Annotated in this window: 20 protein-coding genes; 18 read left to right on the top strand and 2 right to left on the bottom strand. The window is 41.5% G+C overall.

Translation table 11 applies throughout. From position 1 onward, the window contains the following. Positions 1-65 precede the first annotated feature (65 nt). From STO1_RS07030 to STO1_RS06950, 17 genes are all read left to right on the top strand, one after another. Complete coding sequence (locus STO1_RS07030) at positions 66-770, top strand: YwaF family protein (protein ID WP_096422600.1); 705 nt, start codon at positions 66-68, stop codon at positions 768-770. Between the two features lie 233 nt (positions 771-1003). Continuing rightward, complete coding sequence (ftsA, locus tag STO1_RS07025) at positions 1004-2374, top strand: cell division protein FtsA (protein ID WP_096422598.1); 1371 nt, start codon at positions 1004-1006, stop codon at positions 2372-2374. A gap of 16 nt (positions 2375-2390) precedes the next feature. Beyond that, positions 2391-3647, top strand: coding sequence for a cell division protein FtsZ (gene ftsZ, locus STO1_RS07020; RefSeq protein WP_096422595.1), 1257 nt, complete (start codon positions 2391-2393; stop codon positions 3645-3647). Between the two features lie 3 nt (positions 3648-3650). After that, entirely contained in the window at positions 3651-4322 is a 672-nt protein-coding gene (locus tag STO1_RS07015; protein WP_084938981.1) for a YggS family pyridoxal phosphate-dependent enzyme, read from the top strand. Positions 4323-4331: 9 nt separating this feature from the next. Beyond that, the gene (locus STO1_RS07010) at positions 4332-4862 is read left to right on the top strand and encodes a cell division protein SepF (protein WP_096422593.1); all 531 of its coding nucleotides are present in this window, start codon (positions 4332-4334) and stop codon (positions 4860-4862) included. Beyond that, positions 4862-5122, top strand: coding sequence for a YggT family protein (locus STO1_RS07005; protein WP_000576501.1), 261 nt, complete (start codon positions 4862-4864; stop codon positions 5120-5122). The genes STO1_RS07010 and STO1_RS07005 overlap by 1 nt, the downstream gene beginning before the upstream one ends. Then, positions 5119-5910, top strand: coding sequence for a YlmH family RNA-binding protein (locus tag STO1_RS07000; protein ID WP_096422591.1), 792 nt, complete (start codon positions 5119-5121; stop codon positions 5908-5910). Before STO1_RS07005 ends, STO1_RS07000 begins: the two co-directional genes overlap by 4 nt. Before the next feature lie 8 nt (positions 5911-5918). Then, the gene (locus tag STO1_RS06995; protein WP_000028988.1) at positions 5919-6173 is read left to right on the top strand and encodes a DivIVA domain-containing protein; all 255 of its coding nucleotides are present in this window, start codon (positions 5919-5921) and stop codon (positions 6171-6173) included. 16 nt (positions 6174-6189) lie between these two features. Then, positions 6190-6984: a DivIVA domain-containing protein gene (locus STO1_RS06990; RefSeq protein WP_096422589.1), complete on the top strand. Its 795-nt coding sequence runs from the start codon at positions 6190-6192 to the stop codon at positions 6982-6984. 253 nt (positions 6985-7237) lie between these two features. After that, positions 7238-10030 (top strand): isoleucine--tRNA ligase, encoded by a 2793-nt coding sequence (gene ileS, locus STO1_RS06985; protein WP_096422587.1) that lies wholly within the window; start codon positions 7238-7240, stop codon positions 10028-10030. Positions 10031-10352: 322 nt separating this feature from the next. Then, positions 10353-11045, top strand: coding sequence for a phosphoglycerate mutase (locus tag STO1_RS06980; RefSeq protein ID WP_000240120.1), 693 nt, complete (start codon positions 10353-10355; stop codon positions 11043-11045). Positions 11046-11337: 292 nt separating this feature from the next. Then, positions 11338-11607, top strand: coding sequence for a 30S ribosomal protein S15 (gene rpsO, locus STO1_RS06975; protein ID WP_001018251.1), 270 nt, complete (start codon positions 11338-11340; stop codon positions 11605-11607). 639 nt (positions 11608-12246) lie between these two features. After that, the gene (locus STO1_RS06970; RefSeq protein WP_096422585.1) at positions 12247-12858 is read left to right on the top strand and encodes a CadD family cadmium resistance transporter; all 612 of its coding nucleotides are present in this window, start codon (positions 12247-12249) and stop codon (positions 12856-12858) included. A gap of 233 nt (positions 12859-13091) precedes the next feature. After that, positions 13092-14138 (top strand): FecCD family ABC transporter permease, encoded by a 1047-nt coding sequence (locus STO1_RS06965; protein ID WP_096422583.1) that lies wholly within the window; start codon positions 13092-13094, stop codon positions 14136-14138. A gap of 1 nt (position 14139) precedes the next feature. Next, positions 14140-14895, top strand: a complete 756-nt coding sequence (locus tag STO1_RS06960) for an ABC transporter ATP-binding protein (RefSeq protein WP_084938985.1) — start codon at positions 14140-14142, stop codon at positions 14893-14895. 19 nt (positions 14896-14914) lie between these two features. Next, positions 14915-15925, top strand: a complete 1011-nt coding sequence (locus STO1_RS06955) for an ABC transporter substrate-binding protein (protein ID WP_096422581.1) — start codon at positions 14915-14917, stop codon at positions 15923-15925. After that, positions 15906-16598, top strand: coding sequence for an alpha/beta hydrolase-fold protein (locus STO1_RS06950; RefSeq protein WP_096422579.1), 693 nt, complete (start codon positions 15906-15908; stop codon positions 16596-16598). The genes STO1_RS06955 and STO1_RS06950 overlap by 20 nt, the downstream gene beginning before the upstream one ends. A gap of 42 nt (positions 16599-16640) precedes the next feature. Here STO1_RS06950 and STO1_RS06945 read toward each other — a convergent pair whose 3' ends face one another. Beyond that, a complete protein-coding gene (locus STO1_RS06945; protein ID WP_096422577.1) occupies positions 16641-17390 on the bottom strand; it encodes a lysophospholipid acyltransferase family protein in 750 nt (249 codons plus the stop codon). A gap of 132 nt (positions 17391-17522) precedes the next feature. Between STO1_RS06945 and STO1_RS06940 the strand changes: the two genes are divergently transcribed. Next, on the top strand, positions 17523-19862 hold the full coding sequence (locus STO1_RS06940; RefSeq protein ID WP_096422575.1) for a cation-translocating P-type ATPase: 2340 nt from the start codon (positions 17523-17525) through the stop codon (positions 19860-19862). A 135-nt stretch (positions 19863-19997) separates the two neighbouring features. On the opposite strand, the gene tnpA is transcribed toward STO1_RS06940, so the two are convergent. Next, positions 19998-20462, bottom strand: a complete 465-nt coding sequence (tnpA, locus tag STO1_RS06935; protein ID WP_000057440.1) for an IS200/IS605 family transposase — start codon at positions 20460-20462, stop codon at positions 19998-20000. Positions 20463-20614 lie beyond the last annotated feature (152 nt).

Genomic DNA, 20614 nt, shown 5'->3' with positions numbered 1-20614 from the left:
ACAAAGAAAGCTAGGAGAGAGTGGATCCTCTATTTTCACTTAGCTAGATGAATGAGGAATAGAATATGAATTTGTGGGATAAATTATTTACCACGCAGATATCAGAACCGCCCCAGTTTGAACTCCACTGGTATATTGGTTTGTTATGTTTACTGGCCTTTACTTTCTACGCTTCTTATCGTTTTCGCGACAAAGTGGCTTACCAACGATTTATTCAGATTCTTCAATCTGTTCAACTGATTGTTCTGTATGGCTGGTATTGGGGAAACCATCTGCCCCTGTCAGAAAGTTTACCTTTCTATCATTGTCGTATCGCCATGTTTGTCTTGCTCCTGATCCCGGGAACCTCTAAGTACAAGCAATACTTTGCCCTTCTAGGAACCTTTGGGGCAACAGCGGCTCTGACTTATCCACTATTTGATCCTTATCCGTTTCCACACGTGACCATCCTGTCCTTCATTATCGGACATGTGGCACTTTTGGGAAATGCCCTCTTATACTTGTTTAAAAACTATGAAGCTTCCTTGCTCAACTTCAAAAATGTAGCGGTGATTACCTTCACCTTGAACGCTTTGATATGGGTTGTTAATTTAGTTGTCAGTGGGGATTATGGTTTCTTAACAAGACCGCCACTTGTTGGGAATCAAGGACAACTTTTGAATTACCTTATTGTTTCGAGCGTTATCGTGATAGCAATTTGCGTAACAGCAAAATTGCTAGAGATTTTTTTACAGCAAAAATCGGAAGAATTTATTCAAGAGAAGGTCTAAATAGACCTTCTTTTTTTGATGGGTTATAAATATTATCGAATTGTTGACAAGAACATCAAAAACTTTTTCCAGAAGAAAAAGTTTCTAATATTTTCTCAAAAAACATGCAGGAAATTTACGAAAAACTAAGCATGATTAGTTTTTTTGTGTTATAATATTCTTTGAATAGCTATGCCCAAACATAGTTATTAAATAGAAGTGAGAAACTTGGAAGATAGAGAGGATGCGATGTAATGACTAGAGATGGTTTTTTTACAGGCTTAGATATCGGAACTAGCTCCATTAAGGTGTTAGTTGCTGAGCATAGAGATGGCGAAGTAAATGTAATTGGTGTTAGTAATGCCAAAAGTAAAGGTGTAAAAGACGGAATTATTGTTGATATTGAAGCAGCTGCTTCAGCAATCAAATCCGCAATCACACAGGCAGAAGAGAAAGCAGGCATTTCTATCAAGTCTGTCAACGTTGGTCTTCCAGCAAATCTTCTGCAGGTCGAACCAACACAAGGAATGATTCCTGTTACATCAGATACAAAAGAAATCACAGATCAGGATGTTGAAGATGTTGTTAAATCAGCTTTGACAAAGAGCATGACTCCTGATCGTGAAGTGATTACTTTTATTCCAGAAGAATTCATCGTGGATGGTTTCCAAGGAATCCGTGACCCTCGTGGTATGATGGGTGTTCGCTTGGAAATGCGTGGTCTGCTTTACACAGGTCCTCGTACGATTCTACATAATCTTCGCAAGACAGTCGAACGTGTAGGTATCCAGGTTGATAATGTGATTATTTCACCTTTGGCGATTGTAAACTCAGTTCTCAATGAAGGCGAACGTGAATTTGGTGCGACTGTCATTGACATGGGTGGAGGTCAGACTACTGTAGCGACTATCCGCAATCAAGAATTGCAATTCACCAACATCTACCAAGAAGGTGGAGATTACGTTACTAAAGACATTTCTAAAGTCTTGAAAACATCTCAAAAGATTGCAGAAAGTTTGAAACTGAACTATGGTGAAGCTTATGTTCCACTAGCAAGTAACGAAACTTTCCAAGTTGAAGTAATTGGTGAAGTAGAGCCTGTTGAAGTGACAGAGAGCTACTTAGCAGAAATTATCTCAGCACGCATCAAACATATCTTTGACCAAATCAAACAAGAGTTGGAAAGAAGACACTTGTTAGATTTGCCAGGAGGTATCGTCCTTATCGGTGGAAATGCAATTTTGCCGGGCGTTGTTGAATTAGCTCAAGAAGTATTTGGTGTTCGTGTAAAACTCTATGTACCAAATCAGGTTGGAATTCGCAACCCTGCATTTGCTCACGTAATTAGTTTATCTGAGTTTGCTGGTAAATTGACTGAAGTCAATCTTCTTGCTCAAAAAGCAGTTAAAGGAGATGAATTCCTTCGTCAAAAACCAATTAACTTTGGCATTCCAAATCAACGTTTGAATCCTGGGGCGCAACCAAGCCCAACACAGACAACTCCAGTTGAAACTGTACAGGAAGCTCCAGTTGCTCCCAAGGAAGAATTCCAAGCAAGTTCTCAAAGTAAACCGAAGCTAACAGAACGTTTCCGTGGTTTAATCGGAAGCATGTTTGATGAATAAAAGAGGATAAGAAATTATGACATTTTCATTTGATACAGCAGCAGCTCAAGGCGCAGTTATTAAGGTAATTGGTGTCGGTGGTGGTGGTGGCAACGCCATCAACCGCATGGTTGACGAAGGTGTTGCTGGTGTAGAATTTATCGCAGCCAACACTGATGTACAAGCACTTAGCAGTACGAAAGCAGAAACCGTTATCCAACTTGGTCCAAAATTGACTCGTGGTTTGGGTGCTGGAGGTCGTCCAGAAGTTGGACGCAAAGCTGCAGAAGAAAGCGAAGAAGCTTTGACGGAAGCAATCAGCGGTGCAGACATGGTCTTCATCACTGCTGGTATGGGTGGTGGATCTGGTACAGGTGCTGCCCCTGTTATTGCACGTATCGCTAAAGATCTTGGTGCTCTTACAGTTGGTGTCGTGACACGTCCTTTCGGATTTGAGGGAAGCAAACGTGGTCAGTACGCTGTAGAAGGAATCAATGAACTTCGCGAGCATGTTGATACTTTGTTGATTATCTCTAACAACAACTTGCTTGAAATTGTTGACAAGAAAACACCGCTTCTGGAAGCTCTTAGTGAAGCAGATAACGTTCTTCGCCAAGGTGTTCAAGGGATTACTGACTTGATCACGAACCCAGGATTGATTAACCTTGACTTTGCTGACGTGAAAACTGTAATGGCAAATAAAGGGAATGCCCTTATGGGTATCGGTATTGGTAGTGGTGAAGAGCGCGTTGTTGAAGCAGCTCGTAAAGCAATCTACTCTCCACTTCTTGAAACAACTATCGATGGTGCCGAGGATGTGATTGTCAACGTTACTGGTGGTCTTGATTTAACGTTGATTGAAGCAGAAGAAGCTTCAGAAATTGTCAACCAAGCAGCTGGTAAAGGTGTAAACATCTGGCTTGGAACATCTATCGACGAAAGCATGAAGGATGAAATCCGTGTGACTGTTGTAGCGACAGGTGTTCGCCAAGAACGACTAGAAAAAGTAGTCGGTTCTGCTACTAACCAACCAGCCGGTAGACCATCAACTAAAACTTCACAAGCACACACATTTGACCGTCAATTCGACTTAGAAGAGACAGCAGAGCTACCTAAATCAAGTCCGCGTCACTTTGAAACCAACCAAGCATCTGCTTTTGGAGATTGGGACTTGCGCCGTGAGTCAATTGTTCGCCAAACAGATCCCGTTGTTTCACCAGTTGAACGCTTTGAAACACCAGTTTCACAAGATGAGGATGAATTGGATACACCTCCATTCTTCAAAAATCGTTAATCAATGAATTTGAAAAAAAATACTGAATTAGTTTTTCAGCAAATTGCTGATGCTAGTCAAAAAGCCAACCGTAATCTAGATGCTGTTTCAGTAATCGCAGTGACAAAATATGTAGATGTACAAACAGCGGAAGCCTTGCTTCCGCTTGGCATCCATCATATCGGTGAAAATCGGGTTGATAAATTTTTAGAAAAATATCAGGCCCTGAAAGATTACCCAGTCACTTGGCATTTAATAGGAACACTACAGAGACGGAAAGTAAAAGAAGTAATCCCATATGTGGATTACTTTCATGCTTTAGACTCCCTAAAGTTAGCCCAGGAAATTCAAAAGAGAACAGATCATGTTATCAAGTGTTTCTTACAGGTCAATATTTCCGGGGAAGAAAGCAAGCATGGGTTTTCGAAAGAAGAATTGCTAGAACTTTTGCCAGAATTGGCTAAGTTAGATCAGATTGAGTATGTTGGTTTAATGACCATGGCTCCTTTTGAGGCAGACAGTGAGAACTTGAAAGAAATTTTCAAAGAAACACAAGCTCTGCAGGCAGAAATTAGAGAAAAACAAATCCCTAATATGCCGATGACAGAACTCAGTATGGGAATGAGTCGTGATTTCAAAGAAGCCATTCAGTTCGGCTCAACCTTTGTTCGAATCGGTACAGCATTTTTTAAATAGGAGAGAGCTATGTCTTTAAAAGATAAATTCGATAAATTTATAGATTATTTCACAGAAGATGGAGAGGAAACAACTAACTACCAGCCTCAACAAGAGGAAACAGTTCGTCCAGCCGTCTCATCTTCTAAAGAATTACCAGCACCTGCTCAGTCAGGATCAGCAAAAGATGCAAATATTACTCGTCTTCATGCGCGTCAGCAAGAATTGGCGATGCAAAGCCATCGTTCTGATGAGAAAGTAACAATCGACGTTCGCTATCCAAGAAAATATGAAGATGCAACTGAGATTGTAGATTTGTTGGCTGGAAATGAAAGTATTTTGATTGATTTCCAATATATGACAGAGGTTCAAGCCCGTCGTTGCCTTGATTACTTGGATGGAGCCCGTCATGTCTTGGCTGGAAATATGAAAAAAGTCGCGAGTACGATGTATCTATTGACTCCTGTCAACGTTATCGTGAACATTGAAGATATCAAACTTCCAGATGAATCACAAAGCGCTGAGTTTGGTTTTGATATTAAACGAAATAGAGCAAGATAATGATTTTCTTAATCCGTTTAATCCAAAATGCGGTTAGCATTTACTCCATCATTCTCGTTGCATTTGCTCTTCTTTCATGGTTTCCAAATGCCTATGAAAGCCAGCTAGGTCGCCTAGTTATCAGACTTGCTCGTCCAGTTATTGAGCCCCTTCGTAAGCTCAATCTACAATTTGCTGGCCTTGATTTTACGGTTTGGGCAGCGCTGATTCTGATTCAGTTTGTTGGAAATCTCTTAACACGACTAGTCCTATTATTATGACAGTAAATCGAGCCATTTATCAGCATTTTTCCCAAGATGATATTCCCTTTATTGATAAGGGTTTAGAGTGGATCAAGCGGGTAGAAGATACCTACGCACCGGTACTTACTCCTTTTATCAATCCCCATCAGGAACAGATTTTGAGGGTGCTAGCTGGAACATATGGACTGGGTTACCAAAGTAGTGGTGATTTTCTTCCGACTGAGTCAGTTCGTGTTCTTCTCTATCCAGATTACTTTGAACCGGAGATATCAGATTTTGAAATAACCTTGTTAGAGATTTGCTATCCGAGTAAGTTTGAACAACTGAGTCATGGAAAAATATTGGGAACAATCATCAATCAGCTAGGAATTGACCGTAAATTATTTGGTGATATCTTGGTAGATGAAAAGAGAGCACAGATTTTTGTCAATCGTGATTTTATTCCTCTTTTTCAGGATGGAATAAGAAAGATTGGCAGACTTCCTGTATCGCTGGAGGAACGTCCTTTTACCGATAGGATTATATCTAAAATTGACTTTAGAGAACGAGAAATTTTAGTTTCAAGTTTTCGATTGGATGCCCTCTTATCAAGTGCCCTGAAATTATCTAGAAATCAAACTAGTCAACTGATTGAGAAAAAATCTGTCCAGATAAATTATCATGTGGTTGAAAAATCTGATTACCAGGTTGCAGTTGGAGATTTGATCAGTGTGAGAAAGTTTGGTCGTTTGAAAGTTGTCAAAGACAATGGTCAGACCAAAAAGGATAAGAAAAAACTAACAGTTCGGCTACTTTTAAGCAAGTGAGAAAAAATATGTCGATTACACCACAAGAAATAAGTGATAAAGCTTTCTCAAGAACATTCAGAGGCTACAATCAGGAAGAAGTTGACCTCTTTCTTGATAAGATTTACTTTGAATTAGAGGAGATGATTCGATACAAAGATGAAACTGAACTCTATATCAAAAAACTAGAAGAACGTCTTTCCTATTATACGAATGATATTCCTAAGAGAACAGTAACAAGCGAGCAAGAACCAGAAGCAATTAATGATTCTATTTTTTATTAAGTAAGTGAGGAAAAGTATGCCAATTACATCGTTAGAAATTAAAGATAAAACCTTTGGTACAAGATTTAGAGGTTTTGACCCAGAAGAAGTAGATGAATTTCTTGATATCGTTGTTCGTGACTATGAAGATTTGGTTCGTAGTAATCACGACAAAGAAACACACATCAAGAGTTTGGAAGAACGTTTGTCTTACTTTGATGAGATGAAAGATTCCTTGAGTCAGTCAGTTTTGATTGCTCAAGATACTGCGGAGCGTGTCAAACAGGCTGCTCAAGAACGTTCGAACAATATTATTCAACAAGCTGAACAGGACGCTCAGCGTTTGCTAGAAGAAGCAAAATACAAGGCAAATGAAATTCTCCGTCAGGCAACAGATAACGCTAAGAAAGTGGCTGTTGAGACAGAAGAGTTGAAGAACAAGAGTCGTGTATTCCATCAACGCCTCAAGTCTACGATTGAAAGTCAATTGGCTATTGTTGAGTCATCTGATTGGGAAGACATTCTTCGCCCAACAGCAACGTATCTTCAAACAAGCGATGAAGCCTTTAAAGAAGTGGTGGGTGAAGTTCTTGGTGAAACTATTCCTTCTCAACCAGAGGAAGAGCCAATTGATATGACTCGTCAATTCACACCAGAAGAGGTTGCTGAGTTGCAAGCTCGTATCGAGGCTGGAAATAAAGAATTGGCTGAGTTTGAGGCTCAACAAAATCAACAGACAGATGAAAGTGAACAACATAAAGAGTCAGTTGACGTAGAAACTACTGCAGCAACTGAGGAAGATGTAAACAAAGAATCTGTTCTTATCCTATAAAAGTAAATGTGAGAACAAAATCTAACCAACTATATTTTCAGCGAGCGGGAGATGGTGTGAGCCCTGCAATCCCTAGTCGTTAGATTATCCTCTCAACGAATCCAGTCTGAAAACAGTAAGACTGGACGTTCCCCACGTTACGGGAAAAGAGGAAAAGAGACCCTGTCTTTTTTCGAACAAAGGTGGTACCACGATTTTCGTCCTTTTTGGAAGTCGTGGTTTTTAATTTGTTAATATTTATTAAGGAGATACCATGAAACTCAAAGATACCCTTAACCTTGGGAAAACAGCTTTCCCAATGCGTGCAGGACTTCCTACCAAAGAGCCACTTTGGCAAAAGGAATGGGAAGATGCAAAACTTTACCAACGTCGTCAAGAATTGAACCAAGGAAAACCGCATTTCACCTTGCATGATGGACCTCCGTATGCAAACGGAAATATCCACGTTGGACATGCCATGAACAAGATTTCCAAAGATATTATTGTTCGTTCTAAGTCTATGTCAGGATTTTACGCACCTTATATTCCTGGTTGGGATACTCATGGTCTGCCAATCGAGCAAGTCTTGGCAAAACAAGGCGTGAAACGTAAAGAAATGGACTTGGTTGAGTACTTGAAACTTTGCCGCGAGTATGCTCTTTCTCAGGTAGATAAACAACGCGAAGACTTTAAACGTTTGGGTGTTTCTGGTGACTGGGAAAACCCTTATGTGACCTTGACTCCGGACTATGAAGCGGCTCAAATCCGTGTCTTTGGTGAAATGGCTAAGAAAGGCTACATCTACCGTGGCGCCAAGCCGGTTTACTGGTCATGGTCATCTGAGTCAGCTCTTGCAGAAGCGGAAATTGAATACCATGACTTGCTTTCAACTTCCCTTTACTATGCTAACCGCGTCAAAGATGGCAAAGGTGTCCTAGATACAGATACTTATATCGTCGTCTGGACAACAACTCCATTCACTATCACAGCATCTCGTGGTTTGACAGTTGGAGCAGATATTGATTATGTATTGGTACAACCAGCTGGCGAATCTCGTAAGTTTGTGGTTGCTGCAGAATTGTTGACTAGTTTGTCTGAAAAGTTTGGTTGGACTGATGTTCAGGTCTTGGCGACCTACCGTGGTCAAGAATTGAATAAAATTGTGACAGCTCACCCATGGGATACAGCTGTAGATGAGTTGGTAATCCTTGGTGACCACGTTACGACTGACTCTGGTACAGGTATCGTCCATACAGCCCCTGGTTTTGGTGAGGACGACTACAATGTTGGTGTTGCCAATGGCCTTGAAGTTGCTGTAACAGTTAACGAACGCGGTATTATGATGGAAAATGCTGGTCCTGAATTTGCGGGTCAGTTCTATGACAAGGTTGTGCCGACTGTTATCGAAAAACTGGGCGATTTGCTCCTTGCTCAAGAAGAAATCTCTCACTCGTACCCATTTGACTGGCGTACGAAAAAACCAATCATCTGGCGTGCAGTTCCACAATGGTTTGCCTCTGTATCTAAATTCCGCCAAGAAATCTTGGACGAAATTGAAAAAGTGAAGTTCCACTCAGAATGGGGGAAAGTGCGTCTTTACAACATGATTCGCGACCGTGGCGACTGGGTCATCTCTCGTCAACGTGCTTGGGGAGTTCCACTTCCTATCTTCTATGCAGAAGACGGAACACCAATCATGACAGCTGAAACGATTGAGCACGTGGCTCAACTCTTTGAGGAACACGGTTCTATCATCTGGTGGGAACGTGATGCAAAGGATCTCTTGCCAGAAGGATTTACGCATCCAGGTTCACCAAATGGCGAGTTCAAAAAAGAAACAGACATCATGGACGTTTGGTTTGACTCAGGTTCGTCATGGAATGGTGTTGTAGTAAACCGTCCAGAGTTGACTTACCCAGCAGATCTTTACCTTGAAGGTTCTGACCAGTACCGTGGTTGGTTCAACTCATCACTTATCACATCTGTTGCTAACCATGGCGTTGCTCCTTACAAACAAATCTTGTCACAAGGATTTGCGCTTGATGGTAAAGGTGAGAAGATGTCTAAATCTCTTGGAAATACCATTGCTCCAAGTGATGTTGAAAAACAATTTGGTGCGGAAATCTTGCGTCTCTGGGTAACAAGTGTGGACTCAAGCAACGACGTGCGTATCTCTATGGATATCTTGAGCCAAGTCTCTGAAACTTACCGTAAGATCCGGAACACACTTCGCTTCTTGATTGCCAATACATCTGACTTTAACCCAGCTCAAGACGCAGTAGCTTACGATGAGCTTCGTTCTGTTGACAAGTACATGACCATTCGCTTTAACCAGCTTGTGAAAACGATTCGTGATGCTTATGCCAACTTTGAATTCTTGACAATTTACAAGGCCTTGGTGAACTTCATCAACGTTGATTTGTCAGCCTTCTACCTTGACTTCGCTAAAGACGTTGTTTACATCGAAGGTGCCAAATCACTCGAACGCCGTCAAATGCAGACAGTCTTCTATGACGTTCTTGTCAAAATCACCAAACTCTTGACACCAATCCTTCCTCACACTGCAGAAGAAATCTGGTCATATCTTGAGTTTGAAGCTGAAGAATTTGTTCAATTGTCAGAATTGCCAGAAGCAGAAACTTTTGCCAACCAAGAAGAAATCTTGGATACATGGTCAGCCTTCATGGATTTCCGTGGACAAGCTCAAAAAGCCTTGGAAGAAGCGCGTAATGCAAAAGTTATCGGTAAATCACTCGAAGCACACTTGACAGTTTATCCAAATGAAGTGGTGAAAACTCTTCTTGGAGCAGTGGATAGCAATGTAGCTCAACTTTTGATCGTGTCAGAATTGAACATCGCTGAAGGTACAGCTCCAGAAGGCGCAGTTAGCTTTGAGGATGTTGCCTTTACAGTTGAACGCGCTGCAGGTGAAGTTTGTGACCGTTGCCGTCGTATCGACCCAACTACTGCAGAACGCAGCTACCACGCAGTTATCTGTGACCACTGTGCAAGCATCGTAGAAGAAAACTTTGCGGATGCAGTTGCAGAAGGATTTGAAGCGAAATAATCAGAAAGAGACTGAGAAAGGTCGCTAAAATCATAAAAACGCATAATATCAAGAGTTCAAGTGCTTTGATATTATGCGTTTTATCATGGGAAAATTTACTAGTCCATTTCCTCAAATGAAGTTCTTTCTAGCCTGTCCGTGTAGATAATTAACATAATCAACTATTCAGTTTTCTCATAATTTTATATTTCTACTAATTATAGAGAAGACTGATAAGCTCTTCTCTTTTTAGTTGATTTTAACTAGCTTTTTTGTGAAAAATTGTGTAAAATAGAATAGATAAACGAGGGAAACCTCGAAAAATAAAAGGAGAATCCATCTAATGGTAAAATTGGTTTTTGCTCGCCACGGTGAGTCTGAATGGAACAAAGCTAACCTTTTCACTGGTTGGGCTGATGTTGATTTGTCTGATAAAGGAACACAACAAGCGATTGACGCTGGTAAATTGATCAAGGAAGCTGGTATCGAATTTGACCAAGCTTACACTTCAGTATTGAAACGTGCGATCAAAACAACAAACTTGGCTCTTGAAGCTGCTGACCAACTCTGGGTTCCAGTTGAAAAATCATGGCGCTTGAACGAACGTCACTATGGTGGTTTGACTGGTAAAAACAAAGCTGAAGCCGCTGAACAATTTGGTGATGAGCAAGTTCACATCTGGCGTCGTTCATACGATGTATTGCCTCCTGCAATGCCTCATGATGATGAATACTCAGCTCACACTGACCGTCGTTACGCTTCACTTGACGACTCAGTCATTCCAGATGCTGAAAACTTGAAAGTGACTTTGGAACGTGCCCTTCCATTCTGGGAAGACAAAATCGCTCCAGCACTTAAAGATGGTAAAAACGTATTCGTAGGAGCTCACGGTAACTCAATCCGTGCCCTTGTAAAACATATCAAACACTTGTCAGATGATGAAATCATGGGTGTAGAAATCCCTAACTTCCCACCATTGGTATTCGAATTCGACGAAAAATTGAACGTCGTAAAAGAATACTACCTTGGAAAATAATCTATAAACAGAAAGCCTAGGAATTCCTAGGCTTTTTTGTTTTTGCTTCTGGTTTCCAACTAGTTGAAAAAGCGTTATAATGATAGTAAAGAGTGACTTGATTGTAAGAAAGGTGGATATGCTCGAAGTTCTGAAATCAGTAGAGTAAGTCAAGTTTTTAAAAAGTAAATCAGTTGACAAAGTATCTGCTTCTTGGTAGAATAAGAACTGTCGGAAAGACAAATAACTTCTTCTTGGTTGCAGGCATGCCAACCTGCCACTCGGATGAAGCCAAATAAAAAGGAGAAACATCATGGCAATCTCAAAAGAGAAAAAAAATGAAATCATCGCACAATATGCACGTCACGAAGGTGATACAGGTTCAGTAGAGGTTCAAGTTGCTGTCCTTACTTGGGAAATCAACCATCTTAACGAACACATCAAACAACACAAAAAAGACCACGCTACTTACCGTGGATTGATGAAGAAAATCGGTCGCCGTCGTAACTTGCTTGCATACTTGCGTAAAAACGACGTTAACCGTTACCGTGAGTTAATCAACTCTCTTGGACTTCGTCGCTAATCTTGCGTCTAAAACGTTTCTATACTTCGTTGGCTTCAGCTCGATGTACCATTAGTACAATCTTCGCCTCGTCGCCTAGTCTATAAACGTTTTATCCAGCAAGACTTGAGCTCTCTGATATTCAGAGAGCTTTTTTACTTTTGTCACCCTACCTCGATATACTAAAGTATTATCTTCGGTTACGGTTTCTAGCACTGTAAGGTAAAATAAACCAAATCATCTCCCTTTGGGGAGATTTTTTGTTTCACTAGGATTCTGGCTCTAGTTCAAATCAGCTCTCTGTTATCAGAGGGCTTTTTTATTGAGGTTTTATCGGTCACAATTTTGGAGACTACAAAAACCTCAAATGGTATCAGCTAATGACACCATGAAGGTGCGCAGTTACTCGGCTTTTCAAGCCGAGTAACTGTCTGCAAGCCCCCTCGGAGAGCCCACACTTTACGAAGTAAAGTATAGTATGTTATACTTTACATGGAAGTAGTCACCGAATTCCAGTTAGAAATTACTTTGTAACTACGTTTTGAGGAGGAGTAAAATGCTTTCCTACGTTCGACATTACCCACTAGCGATAGCTAAATTAATGTGTCTGTGCTCTCCTAAAATCTGCTGATTTATTACTGACTAATACAGGAGGTTTTTATGGGACAGACAATCCTATCTGCTATTGGTGTTTATATTTCCACCAGTATCGATTATTTAATTATTTTAATTATTTTATTTGCACAGCTATCACAGAATAAACAGAAATGGCATATTTATGCGGGGCAATATCTAGGCACAGGCTTACTTGTAGGGGCGAGTTTAGTTGCTGCTTATGTCGTTAATTTCGTGCCTGAAGAATGGATGGTTGGATTGCTTGGTTTAATCCCTATCTATTTAGGGATTCGCTTTGCAATTGTTGGAGAAGGTGAGGAAGAAGAGGAAGAAATTATTGAAAGATTAGAACAAAGCAAGGCAAATCAACTGTTTTGGACAGTTACATTGCTGACAATTGCGTCTGGCGGAGATAATTTAGGTATCTATATACCTTATTTTGCTTCGTTAGATTGGTCACAGACCCTCGTGGCGTTGCTTGTGTTTGTAATCGGCATAATTATCTTTTGCGAGATTAGTCGGATGTTATCCTCTATTCCGTTAATATTCGAGACAATTGAAAAATACGAGCGAATCATTGTGCCCATAGTATTCATTCTACTTGGACTATATATCATGTATGAAAATGGCACGATAGAGACTTTTCTGATCGTGTAGATTTTTTTGTTTCACTAGGATTTTAGCCCGGGTTCAAATCAGCTCTCTAATTTTAGAGGGCTTTTTATGTTGTCACTTTACCTCGATATACCCAAGTATAATCTTCGGTTACGATTATTAGCACTGTAAGACCAACTATATTTATTTTTCTCAGCTTGTTCCATAGTTAAAAATATGGTATACTTTTTATGAGAATTTTCTAAATTTTTAAGATTCTATCAAAGGAGGATTGCATGCTTTCCAAATTTTCTGGAAGCCGACGGGACCTGCAATTTGTGTTACTTTTAGGTGTTTTGCTAGCTGTTTTAGGGATTTCCCTCTTTCTGGCAGTTTCTATGGGATCCGTTGCGATTGATCTAGGAGATACCTATCGGATTATTTTGAGTAGGTTGGGTTTTCCGCTTGAGATAGGAGAGGTTTCCAAGTCCACTCTTGCCATTGTATGGAATATGAGATTCCCCCGAGTATTACTCGGTCTGATAGTAGGGGCTGGTCTTTCCATGTGTGGTAGCGTGATGCAGTCCACAGTAAACAACCCCATTGCTGAGCCCTATGTCTTAGGAATCTCTGCGGGTGCAACTCTGGGTGCAACCCTAAGTATCATTCTTGGTTTAAAATTGGTGATTAGCCTTGGAGCTTTCCTTGGAGCTATTTTGGCAACAATCGCTGTCCTTATCATTGCCTCTATGCAGGGCAGGATGACAACATCTAGTCTGATCTTATCAGGAACGGTGGTCAATGCTCTCTTTTTGGCTTTTTCCAACTTTATTATCTCAGTCGGCGCTAATGCGGACAGTGTGATGACCATTAAGTTTTGGACTATGGGCTCACTTGCCGGGACTACTTGGTCTGACTTAGTCCTGCCAACTATAGTAGTAGGAATGGCCTTTCTATTTTTCGCTACCCAGTATCGTGTTTTCAATGCGATGATGATGGGAGATGAGGCTGCTTTAACTTTGGGGATTCCCTTAAGCTTCTATTGGTATCTTTATGTGACCATGGTGGCTGTGCTGACAGCAGTCTTGGTGGCAACTTGTGGGATTATTGGATTTGTTGGTCTCATTACTCCTCACTTAGCTCGAGGCTTAGTAGGAACGAATTACAGGAGACTTTTTCCTGTTGCGACCATACTGGGTGCCCTCTTTGTGGTCTGGGCAGATGTACTCTCTCGTATCATCATTCCAAACGCAGAGTTGCCTATTGGTATTTTTACAGCCTTAGTAGGTGCTCCCTTCTTTATCTACATTGTTGGAGGTAGGCGAAGGGAGGTGAGGGCCTGATATGGACTTGATTTGTCAGGATATCCATTTTGGAATAGGAGAGAAAAAAATTCTCAAAGGAGTTTCTCTTAAGGTTGAGGGGCATCAATTTCACACGATACTAGGACCAAATGGAAGTGGAAAAACTAGCCTGCTTAAACTCCTCTATCGTCAGGAAAAGGCAGACAAAGGCTTGATAAGCCTAGATGGAAAGCCACTGGAGCATTGGTCACTCAAAGAAACAGCCAAGCAAATGGCAGTTGTTACCCAGTTTAATCAATTGCAGTTTGATTGTACAGTTGAGGAAATCGTCTTGCTGGGAAGAACGCCTCACCTCTCTTTTTTACAGAAGGAAAAGGAAAGGGATTATGCCCTCGTTCAAGATGCTCTCGTCAAGGTGGATATGCTTGAGAAGAAAACTCGTCTCTATTCGTCTCTGTCAGGGGGGGAGAAACAACGAGCCTTATTAGCACGCGCCTTGGCGCAAGAACCGACTCTCTTGCTCCTGGATGAACCTACCAATCACTTGGATATCAAGTATCAGCTAGACTTGTTAGCTATTGTGAAAAATCTCAATATCAATGTTTTAGCTGTCCTACATGATATTCAACTTGCTTGTCGCTATTCGGATTATCTCTATCTGATGAAAGAGGGGGAAATCCTTTATCAGGGAACTCCAAAGGAGACCATCACCCCTGAGTCATTGCAAACTGTATACGGAGTTCAAAGTCAGGTTACTTGGACCGAGGATCAGCAAGCTATGATTCACTATTTATAAGAATGAAAAGGAAAACAAGATGAAAAAAACACTAAGCATTTTACTCGTAACAGTAGCTACCCTAACCATGGCAGCTTGTGGCAATACTACTACAGAAAAAGCAACCACACAATCTAGCACAGAAACAAGTCAAAAGGCAAGCGCAGAGACGACTTATCCACTCACGGTCAAGACCTATGATGCTAAGGGAAACGAAGTCGAACAAGTTTTTGAGAAGGCACCTGAAAAAGTTATCACCAACAATCTGTCAACCACTGAAATCTTATTGGAGCTAGGCTTGAAGGATAAAATTGTTGGCATGCTTAACCCTGATAATGCTGTGACGGACAAATACAAGGACGCGATTGCGACGATTCCTCAAATTGGGGATAAAAAAACAGTCTCTCAAGAGACAGTCCTTTCATATGAGCCAGATGCTGTGATGGGTCGAAACATGATGTTTTCTGAAAAATCTTTGGGGACAGTTAGCACTTGGAATGAAAACAAAATCCCAGTCTATACACAAAAAGCCTCTCTCTCAACGATTCAGCAAGATTTGGGAAATATTGTAGAAGATGTCAAAAATCTTGGAATGATTTTTAATGTGCAGGACAAGGCCAATGAATATGCAGCTCAATTACAAGCTAAAATTGATGCTGTTAAGAAATCAAACCCAGCAAGCCAAGGTGAAAAGAAAAAGGCTTTGATTATGGTTGCTTATAATGACGAAACCTTCGGTGCTTACAAGTCTGCTTTGCAAGAGAGCTTGTTGAATCAACTTGGTTATACCAACGTTGCAACGGGAACATCAGGCTTGACCTTGGAAAATCTCGTGTCAATGGATCCTGAGTTGATTATCTATGTAACCAGCGACCGTAATAAAAAATTGGATGCCAACGCAGTAGAGTTGATGAAAGCAAATGAAGTTTTGGAAAACGTTCCTGCAATTAAGAATCAAAAAATCATGACCATCTCTTACGATGAGTTGATGGATTATGGTCCAGCAGTGATTGATTCCCTTGAGAAAATCAATGACTTTATCAATAAATAATGAGTTTGATTGGGAAGGGATCCAAGTCAAGGTCAGTCTTCCTTCGACCTATGACCCCAATCAAACCTATCCAGCTATTCTCTTGAATGATGGAAACTTGGATTTTCTATCTTCCCTTTCAGAATCTGTGATTTTAGTGGGTTTGACTTCTGAAAATCGCCTAAACGACTACACTCCATGGAAGGCAGCTGCTCTGAGAGAGGGAGCTCCAGATTTTGGCGGTCAGGCAAATGCCTATCATAGTCATTTATTTGGAGGTCTTTTAGACAAGTTGCAGTCGCTTTATCGCCTGGACAAAAATCGCCTTGCCTATGGAGGATACTCATTAGGTGGACTGGCGGCAGTCTACAGTCTATTCAGCTTTGACAAGGTCTCCTGTATCTTCTCTATCTGCGGTTCCTTTTGGTATCCTGATTTTACGACTTACTGCAAGGAACAACAGTTGAAGAATCTGGACTGTTTGTTGTATTTACAGAATGGTCAAACAGAAGGAGCCCATCATACCAATCGCTTGGCTCAAGCACCAGTCTATGCTGAGCAGATCCATACCAGTCTTCAGAAACGTTATCCGACTGGTCAGTTTGTCTTTGATACCTATGGGCATCATGAGCAAGTGGCTGAGCGATTTCTAGCCTTTTCCAACTGGTTGTCCCCAAAATGGAAAATCAAATAAAAGAATTATCCCTTGGCTTTTTCCAAGGGATAATTGTATTTTTTAACCAAGTTTCTCTCTCTTCTTATCTGGATTCCAGATAAAGCTTGCGATGAAGGTAAAGATAATCGTTAGGATACCAACAATCACAGCAAGGATGAGGGCTGGGATTCGGACAAACCACCAGAGTGGGTTTGGTTTTTTATCGTTGTGCCATTGTTTGGTTTCTTCATCCAAACGTTGGAATTCTGCTTGGATACGATCTGCAACCATTTCGATTCCTTCATCATTCATCTTCTTGATGTCTGAGATATCGATAGGATTTCCAAAGTTCATATCGACACGTTCACGGCTAACCAAGCCTTTCAAGGTCATGGGCCCTGTGTAGGTGACAGGCATGATACGGACCTTGGCCATTTTGGCAATCAAGGCTACGCCCCCTTTGACATCGTTTGAGTGACGGCTCCCGCTTGGGAACATGATGAGAGAGCGGTCGCTTTTTTTGAGGACGTTGATAGGGTACTTGATGGCAGAGGCATTAGGTTTTTCCCGGTCGATAGGAAAGGCACCACACATACGGATCCACCAGCCAAAGATGCGGTTGTTAAACAGTTCTTTTTTTGCCATAAAGATGAACTGTTTTGGTTTGGTTGCAAAGGCCATGTAAACAGGATCCCACCAGGTACGGTGAGGTGCAACGAGGATATAGTTTTCGTCTCGACTAGGAATTTTATCAGTATTGTGATAGTGGGCATTGCCATTGATAGACCACAAGATTAGCATGACTAGTCCACGCAAATAAGTATAAAACATGAGATCTCCTTCGATTGTATTGCTTTTATTATTATACCTTATCAAAAGATTACTGGCAAACTTTTTCAGTTGTCAGCCAACAGTTTTAGATTAGATTAGAATTCTTTTTAAAAAAATGATATGATAGAATTTATGGATAAAAATAAGATAATGGGATTAACCCAAAGAGAAGTCAAGGAAAGACAGGCTCAAGGTTTGGTCAATGACTTTACCGCTTCGGCCAGTACCAGTACTTGGCAAATCATCAAACGAAATGTTTTTACACTTTTTAACGCGTTGAACTTTGTTATTGCCCTAGCGCTGGCCTTTGTGCAGGCTTGGAGCAATCTGGTCTTCTTTGCTGTTATCTGCTTTAATGCTTTTTCTGGAATTGTGACCGAGCTACGGGCCAAACACATGGTGGACAAGCTCAATCTCATGACCAAGGAAAAGGTCAAAACCATTCGTGATGGTCAAGAAGTCGCTCTTAATCCGGAAGAATTGGTGCTAGGAGACGTTATTCGTTTGTCTGCTGGGGAGCAGATTCCTAGTGATGCCTTGGTTCTGGAAGGCTTTGCGGAAGTCAATGAAGCCATGTTGACGGGTGAGAGTGATTTGGTGCAAAAGGAAGTGGATGCCTTGCTTTTATCAGGGAGTTTCCTAGCCAGTGGCGCAGTTTTGGCTCAAGTCCACCATGTCGGGACAGAAAACTATGCTGCCAAACTCATGCTGGAAGCTAAGACAGTGAAACCAATCAACTCCCGTATCATGAAATCGCTAGACAAGCTAGCCGGTTTTACTGGGAAGATTATCATTCCCTTTGGTCTAGCTCTCTTGTTAGAAGCCTTGATTTTAAAGGGTTTGCCCCTCAAGTCATCTGTTGTAAATTCATCGACTGCCCTTTTGGGAATGTTGCCTAAGGGAATCGCCCTTTTGACCATTACTTCGCTCTTGACTGCGGTGATTAAGCTGGGCTTGAAAAAGGTCTTGGTGCAGGAGATGTACTCTGTCGAGACCTTGGCGCGCGTGGATATGCTCTGTCTGGACAAAACGGGCACCATCACCCAAGGAAAGATGCAGGTGGAGGCGGTTCTTCCTCTGACGGAAACTTATGGTGATGAGGCTATTACTAACATTCTGACCAGCTACATAGCTCATAGTGAGGATAAAAATCCAACAGCTCAGGCTATTCGCCAGCGTTTCCAAGGAAAGGTTGCTTACCCTATGATTTCGAATCTTCCTTTCTCAAGCGACCGTAAGTGGGGAGCTATGGAGTTAGAAGGTTTGGGGACGGTTTTTTTAGGGGCACCTGAGATGTTGTTGGACTCTGAAGTCCCTGAAGCCAGAGAGGCCTTGGAGAGAGGGTCACGTGTCTTAGTCTTGGCTCTCAGTCAGGAAAAACTAGACCATCACAAGCCCCAGAAACCATCTGATATTCAAGCCTTGGCACTGCTGGAGATCTTGGATCCGATTCGAGAAGGAGCGGCTGAGACCCTAGACTATCTTCGTTCCCAGGAAGTAGGCCTCAAGATTATCTCTGGTGATAATCCAGTCACGGTTTCCAGCATTGCCCAGAAGGCTGGTTTTGCAGACTATCACAGCTATGTAGATTGTTCAAAAATCACGGATGAGGAATTGATTGCCATGGCTGAAGAGACAGCTATTTTCGGACGTGTTTCCCCTCATCAAAAGAAACTCATCATCCAAACGCTGAAAAAAGCAGGGCATACAACGGCCATGACAGGGGACGGAGTCAATGATATTCTGGCTCTTCGTGAAGCAGATTGTTCGATTGTAATGGCGGAGGGAGATCCGGCGACTCGTCAGATTGCCAATCTGGTTCTTTTGAACTCAGACTTTAATGATGTTCCTGAGATTCTCTTTGAAGGTCGTCGTGTGGTCAATAACATCGCCCACATCGCACCGATTTTCTTGATTAAGACGATTTATTCCTTCTTGCTTGCGGTGATTTGTATTGCTAGTGTTTTACTAGGGCGGTCTGAGTGGATTTTGATTTTCCCTTTCATTCCGATCCAGATTACCATGATTGACCAGTTTGTGGAAGGTTTCCCACCATTCGTTCTGACTTTTGAGCGAAATATCAAGCCTGTTGAACCAAACTTCCTCAGAAAATCCATGCTTCGTGCCCTACCAAGTGCTCTTATGGTCGTCTTCAGCGTTCTTTTTGTGAAAATATTTGGAAGTAGTCAAGGTTGGTCTGAGATAGAAATCTCAACCCTACTCTATTATCTACTTGGATCAATTGGTTTCTTATCCGTATTTAGAGCCTGCATGCCATTTACCCTCTGGCGTGTTCTCTTGGTTGTTTGGTCTGTAGGAGGTTTCCTAGCAACAGCTCTCTTCCCACGGATTCAAAAACTGCTTGAGATTTCAACCTTGACTGGACAAACGTTGCCTGTTTATGGGGCCATGATGCTGGTATTTACAGTGATTTTCATTCTAACCAGTCGTTACCAAGCCAGAAAATCATAACCACCCGTCTAACGGGTGGTTTGCACCAGGGCTATAAGCCCAAATCACCAGCCAGCGCCTAAAGACGCTGGCTTTCACGTTGTTCAAGCCTCATTGCTCTTGACTCGTCACTTGCCTCTTAAAGAGACCTTGGTACTACTTACCACTATCCCTAAAGGGATCCTCATATTCTTTTACACTTAATTTATCTAGTGCTATATCATGCTTTTCCTGTTCTTGAATATATTTCTTAATTGTGGCTTCATTAAGCCCTACTGTACTTACATAATAACCTTCTGCCCAGAAATGCCGATTCCCAAACTTGTACTTGAGGTTGGCGTGTTTGTCAAACATCATGAGTGCACTTTTACCTTTTAAATACCCCATGAAACTTGAAACACTTATCCTCGGTGGAATACTGACTAACATATGTACATGGTCTGGCATTAAGTGACCTTCGATAATCTCAACACCTTTATAACTACATAATCGATGGAATATTTCTCCCAAACTGCTTCGATATTGATTATAAATTACTTTTCGTCTATACTTAGGGGTGAACACAATGTGATATTTACACATCCACTTTGTGTGTGATAAACTATGTGCCTTTTGTGCCATATTTTTCTCCTTTCGCTTTACAATTGGCTTGAACACCTTTATTGTATCGCGTTTGGAGTTTTTTGGTATAACCTTCGATGCGCACCCGCATAGCGGGTGGTTTATTTGTCTCGCACCTTGCGGAGCGAGACGGACTAGTAGTCACATAATAA

The sequence above is a fragment of the Streptococcus oralis subsp. tigurinus genome (assembly GCF_002356415.1).
GTDB classification, from domain to species: Bacteria; Bacillota; Bacilli; order Lactobacillales; family Streptococcaceae; genus Streptococcus; species Streptococcus oralis_F.
This window is presented reverse-complemented; position numbering and strand designations above follow the sequence as displayed.

Coding starts and splice junctions, on each gene's coding strand:
- STO1_RS06980 (WP_000240120.1), top strand. CDS start 10,353: ATGGTAAAATTGGTTTTTGCTCGCCACGGTGAGTCTGAATGGAACAAA.
- STO1_RS06960 (WP_084938985.1), top strand. CDS start 14,140: ATGGACTTGATTTGTCAGGATATCCATTTTGGAATAGGAGAGAAAAAA.
- STO1_RS06945 (WP_096422577.1), bottom strand. CDS start 17,390: ATGTTTTATACTTATTTGCGTGGACTAGTCATGCTAATCTTGTGGTCT.
- ftsZ (WP_096422595.1), top strand. CDS start 2,391: ATGACATTTTCATTTGATACAGCAGCAGCTCAAGGCGCAGTTATTAAG.
- ftsA (WP_096422598.1), top strand. CDS start 1,004: ATGACTAGAGATGGTTTTTTTACAGGCTTAGATATCGGAACTAGCTCC.
- STO1_RS06990 (WP_096422589.1), top strand. CDS start 6,190: ATGCCAATTACATCGTTAGAAATTAAAGATAAAACCTTTGGTACAAGA.
- STO1_RS06970 (WP_096422585.1), top strand. CDS start 12,247: ATGGGACAGACAATCCTATCTGCTATTGGTGTTTATATTTCCACCAGT.
- STO1_RS06950 (WP_096422579.1), top strand. CDS start 15,906: ATGACTTTATCAATAAATAATGAGTTTGATTGGGAAGGGATCCAAGTC.
- STO1_RS07015 (WP_084938981.1), top strand. CDS start 3,651: ATGAATTTGAAAAAAAATACTGAATTAGTTTTTCAGCAAATTGCTGAT.
- STO1_RS06965 (WP_096422583.1), top strand. CDS start 13,092: ATGCTTTCCAAATTTTCTGGAAGCCGACGGGACCTGCAATTTGTGTTA.
- STO1_RS06955 (WP_096422581.1), top strand. CDS start 14,915: ATGAAAAAAACACTAAGCATTTTACTCGTAACAGTAGCTACCCTAACC.
- tnpA (WP_000057440.1), bottom strand. CDS start 20,462: ATGGCACAAAAGGCACATAGTTTATCACACACAAAGTGGATGTGTAAA.
- rpsO (WP_001018251.1), top strand. CDS start 11,338: ATGGCAATCTCAAAAGAGAAAAAAAATGAAATCATCGCACAATATGCA.
- ileS (WP_096422587.1), top strand. CDS start 7,238: ATGAAACTCAAAGATACCCTTAACCTTGGGAAAACAGCTTTCCCAATG.
- STO1_RS07010 (WP_096422593.1), top strand. CDS start 4,332: ATGTCTTTAAAAGATAAATTCGATAAATTTATAGATTATTTCACAGAA.
- STO1_RS07005 (WP_000576501.1), top strand. CDS start 4,862: ATGATTTTCTTAATCCGTTTAATCCAAAATGCGGTTAGCATTTACTCC.
- STO1_RS07030 (WP_096422600.1), top strand. CDS start 66: ATGAATTTGTGGGATAAATTATTTACCACGCAGATATCAGAACCGCCC.
- STO1_RS07000 (WP_096422591.1), top strand. CDS start 5,119: ATGACAGTAAATCGAGCCATTTATCAGCATTTTTCCCAAGATGATATT.
- STO1_RS06940 (WP_096422575.1), top strand. CDS start 17,523: ATGGATAAAAATAAGATAATGGGATTAACCCAAAGAGAAGTCAAGGAA.
- STO1_RS06995 (WP_000028988.1), top strand. CDS start 5,919: ATGTCGATTACACCACAAGAAATAAGTGATAAAGCTTTCTCAAGAACA.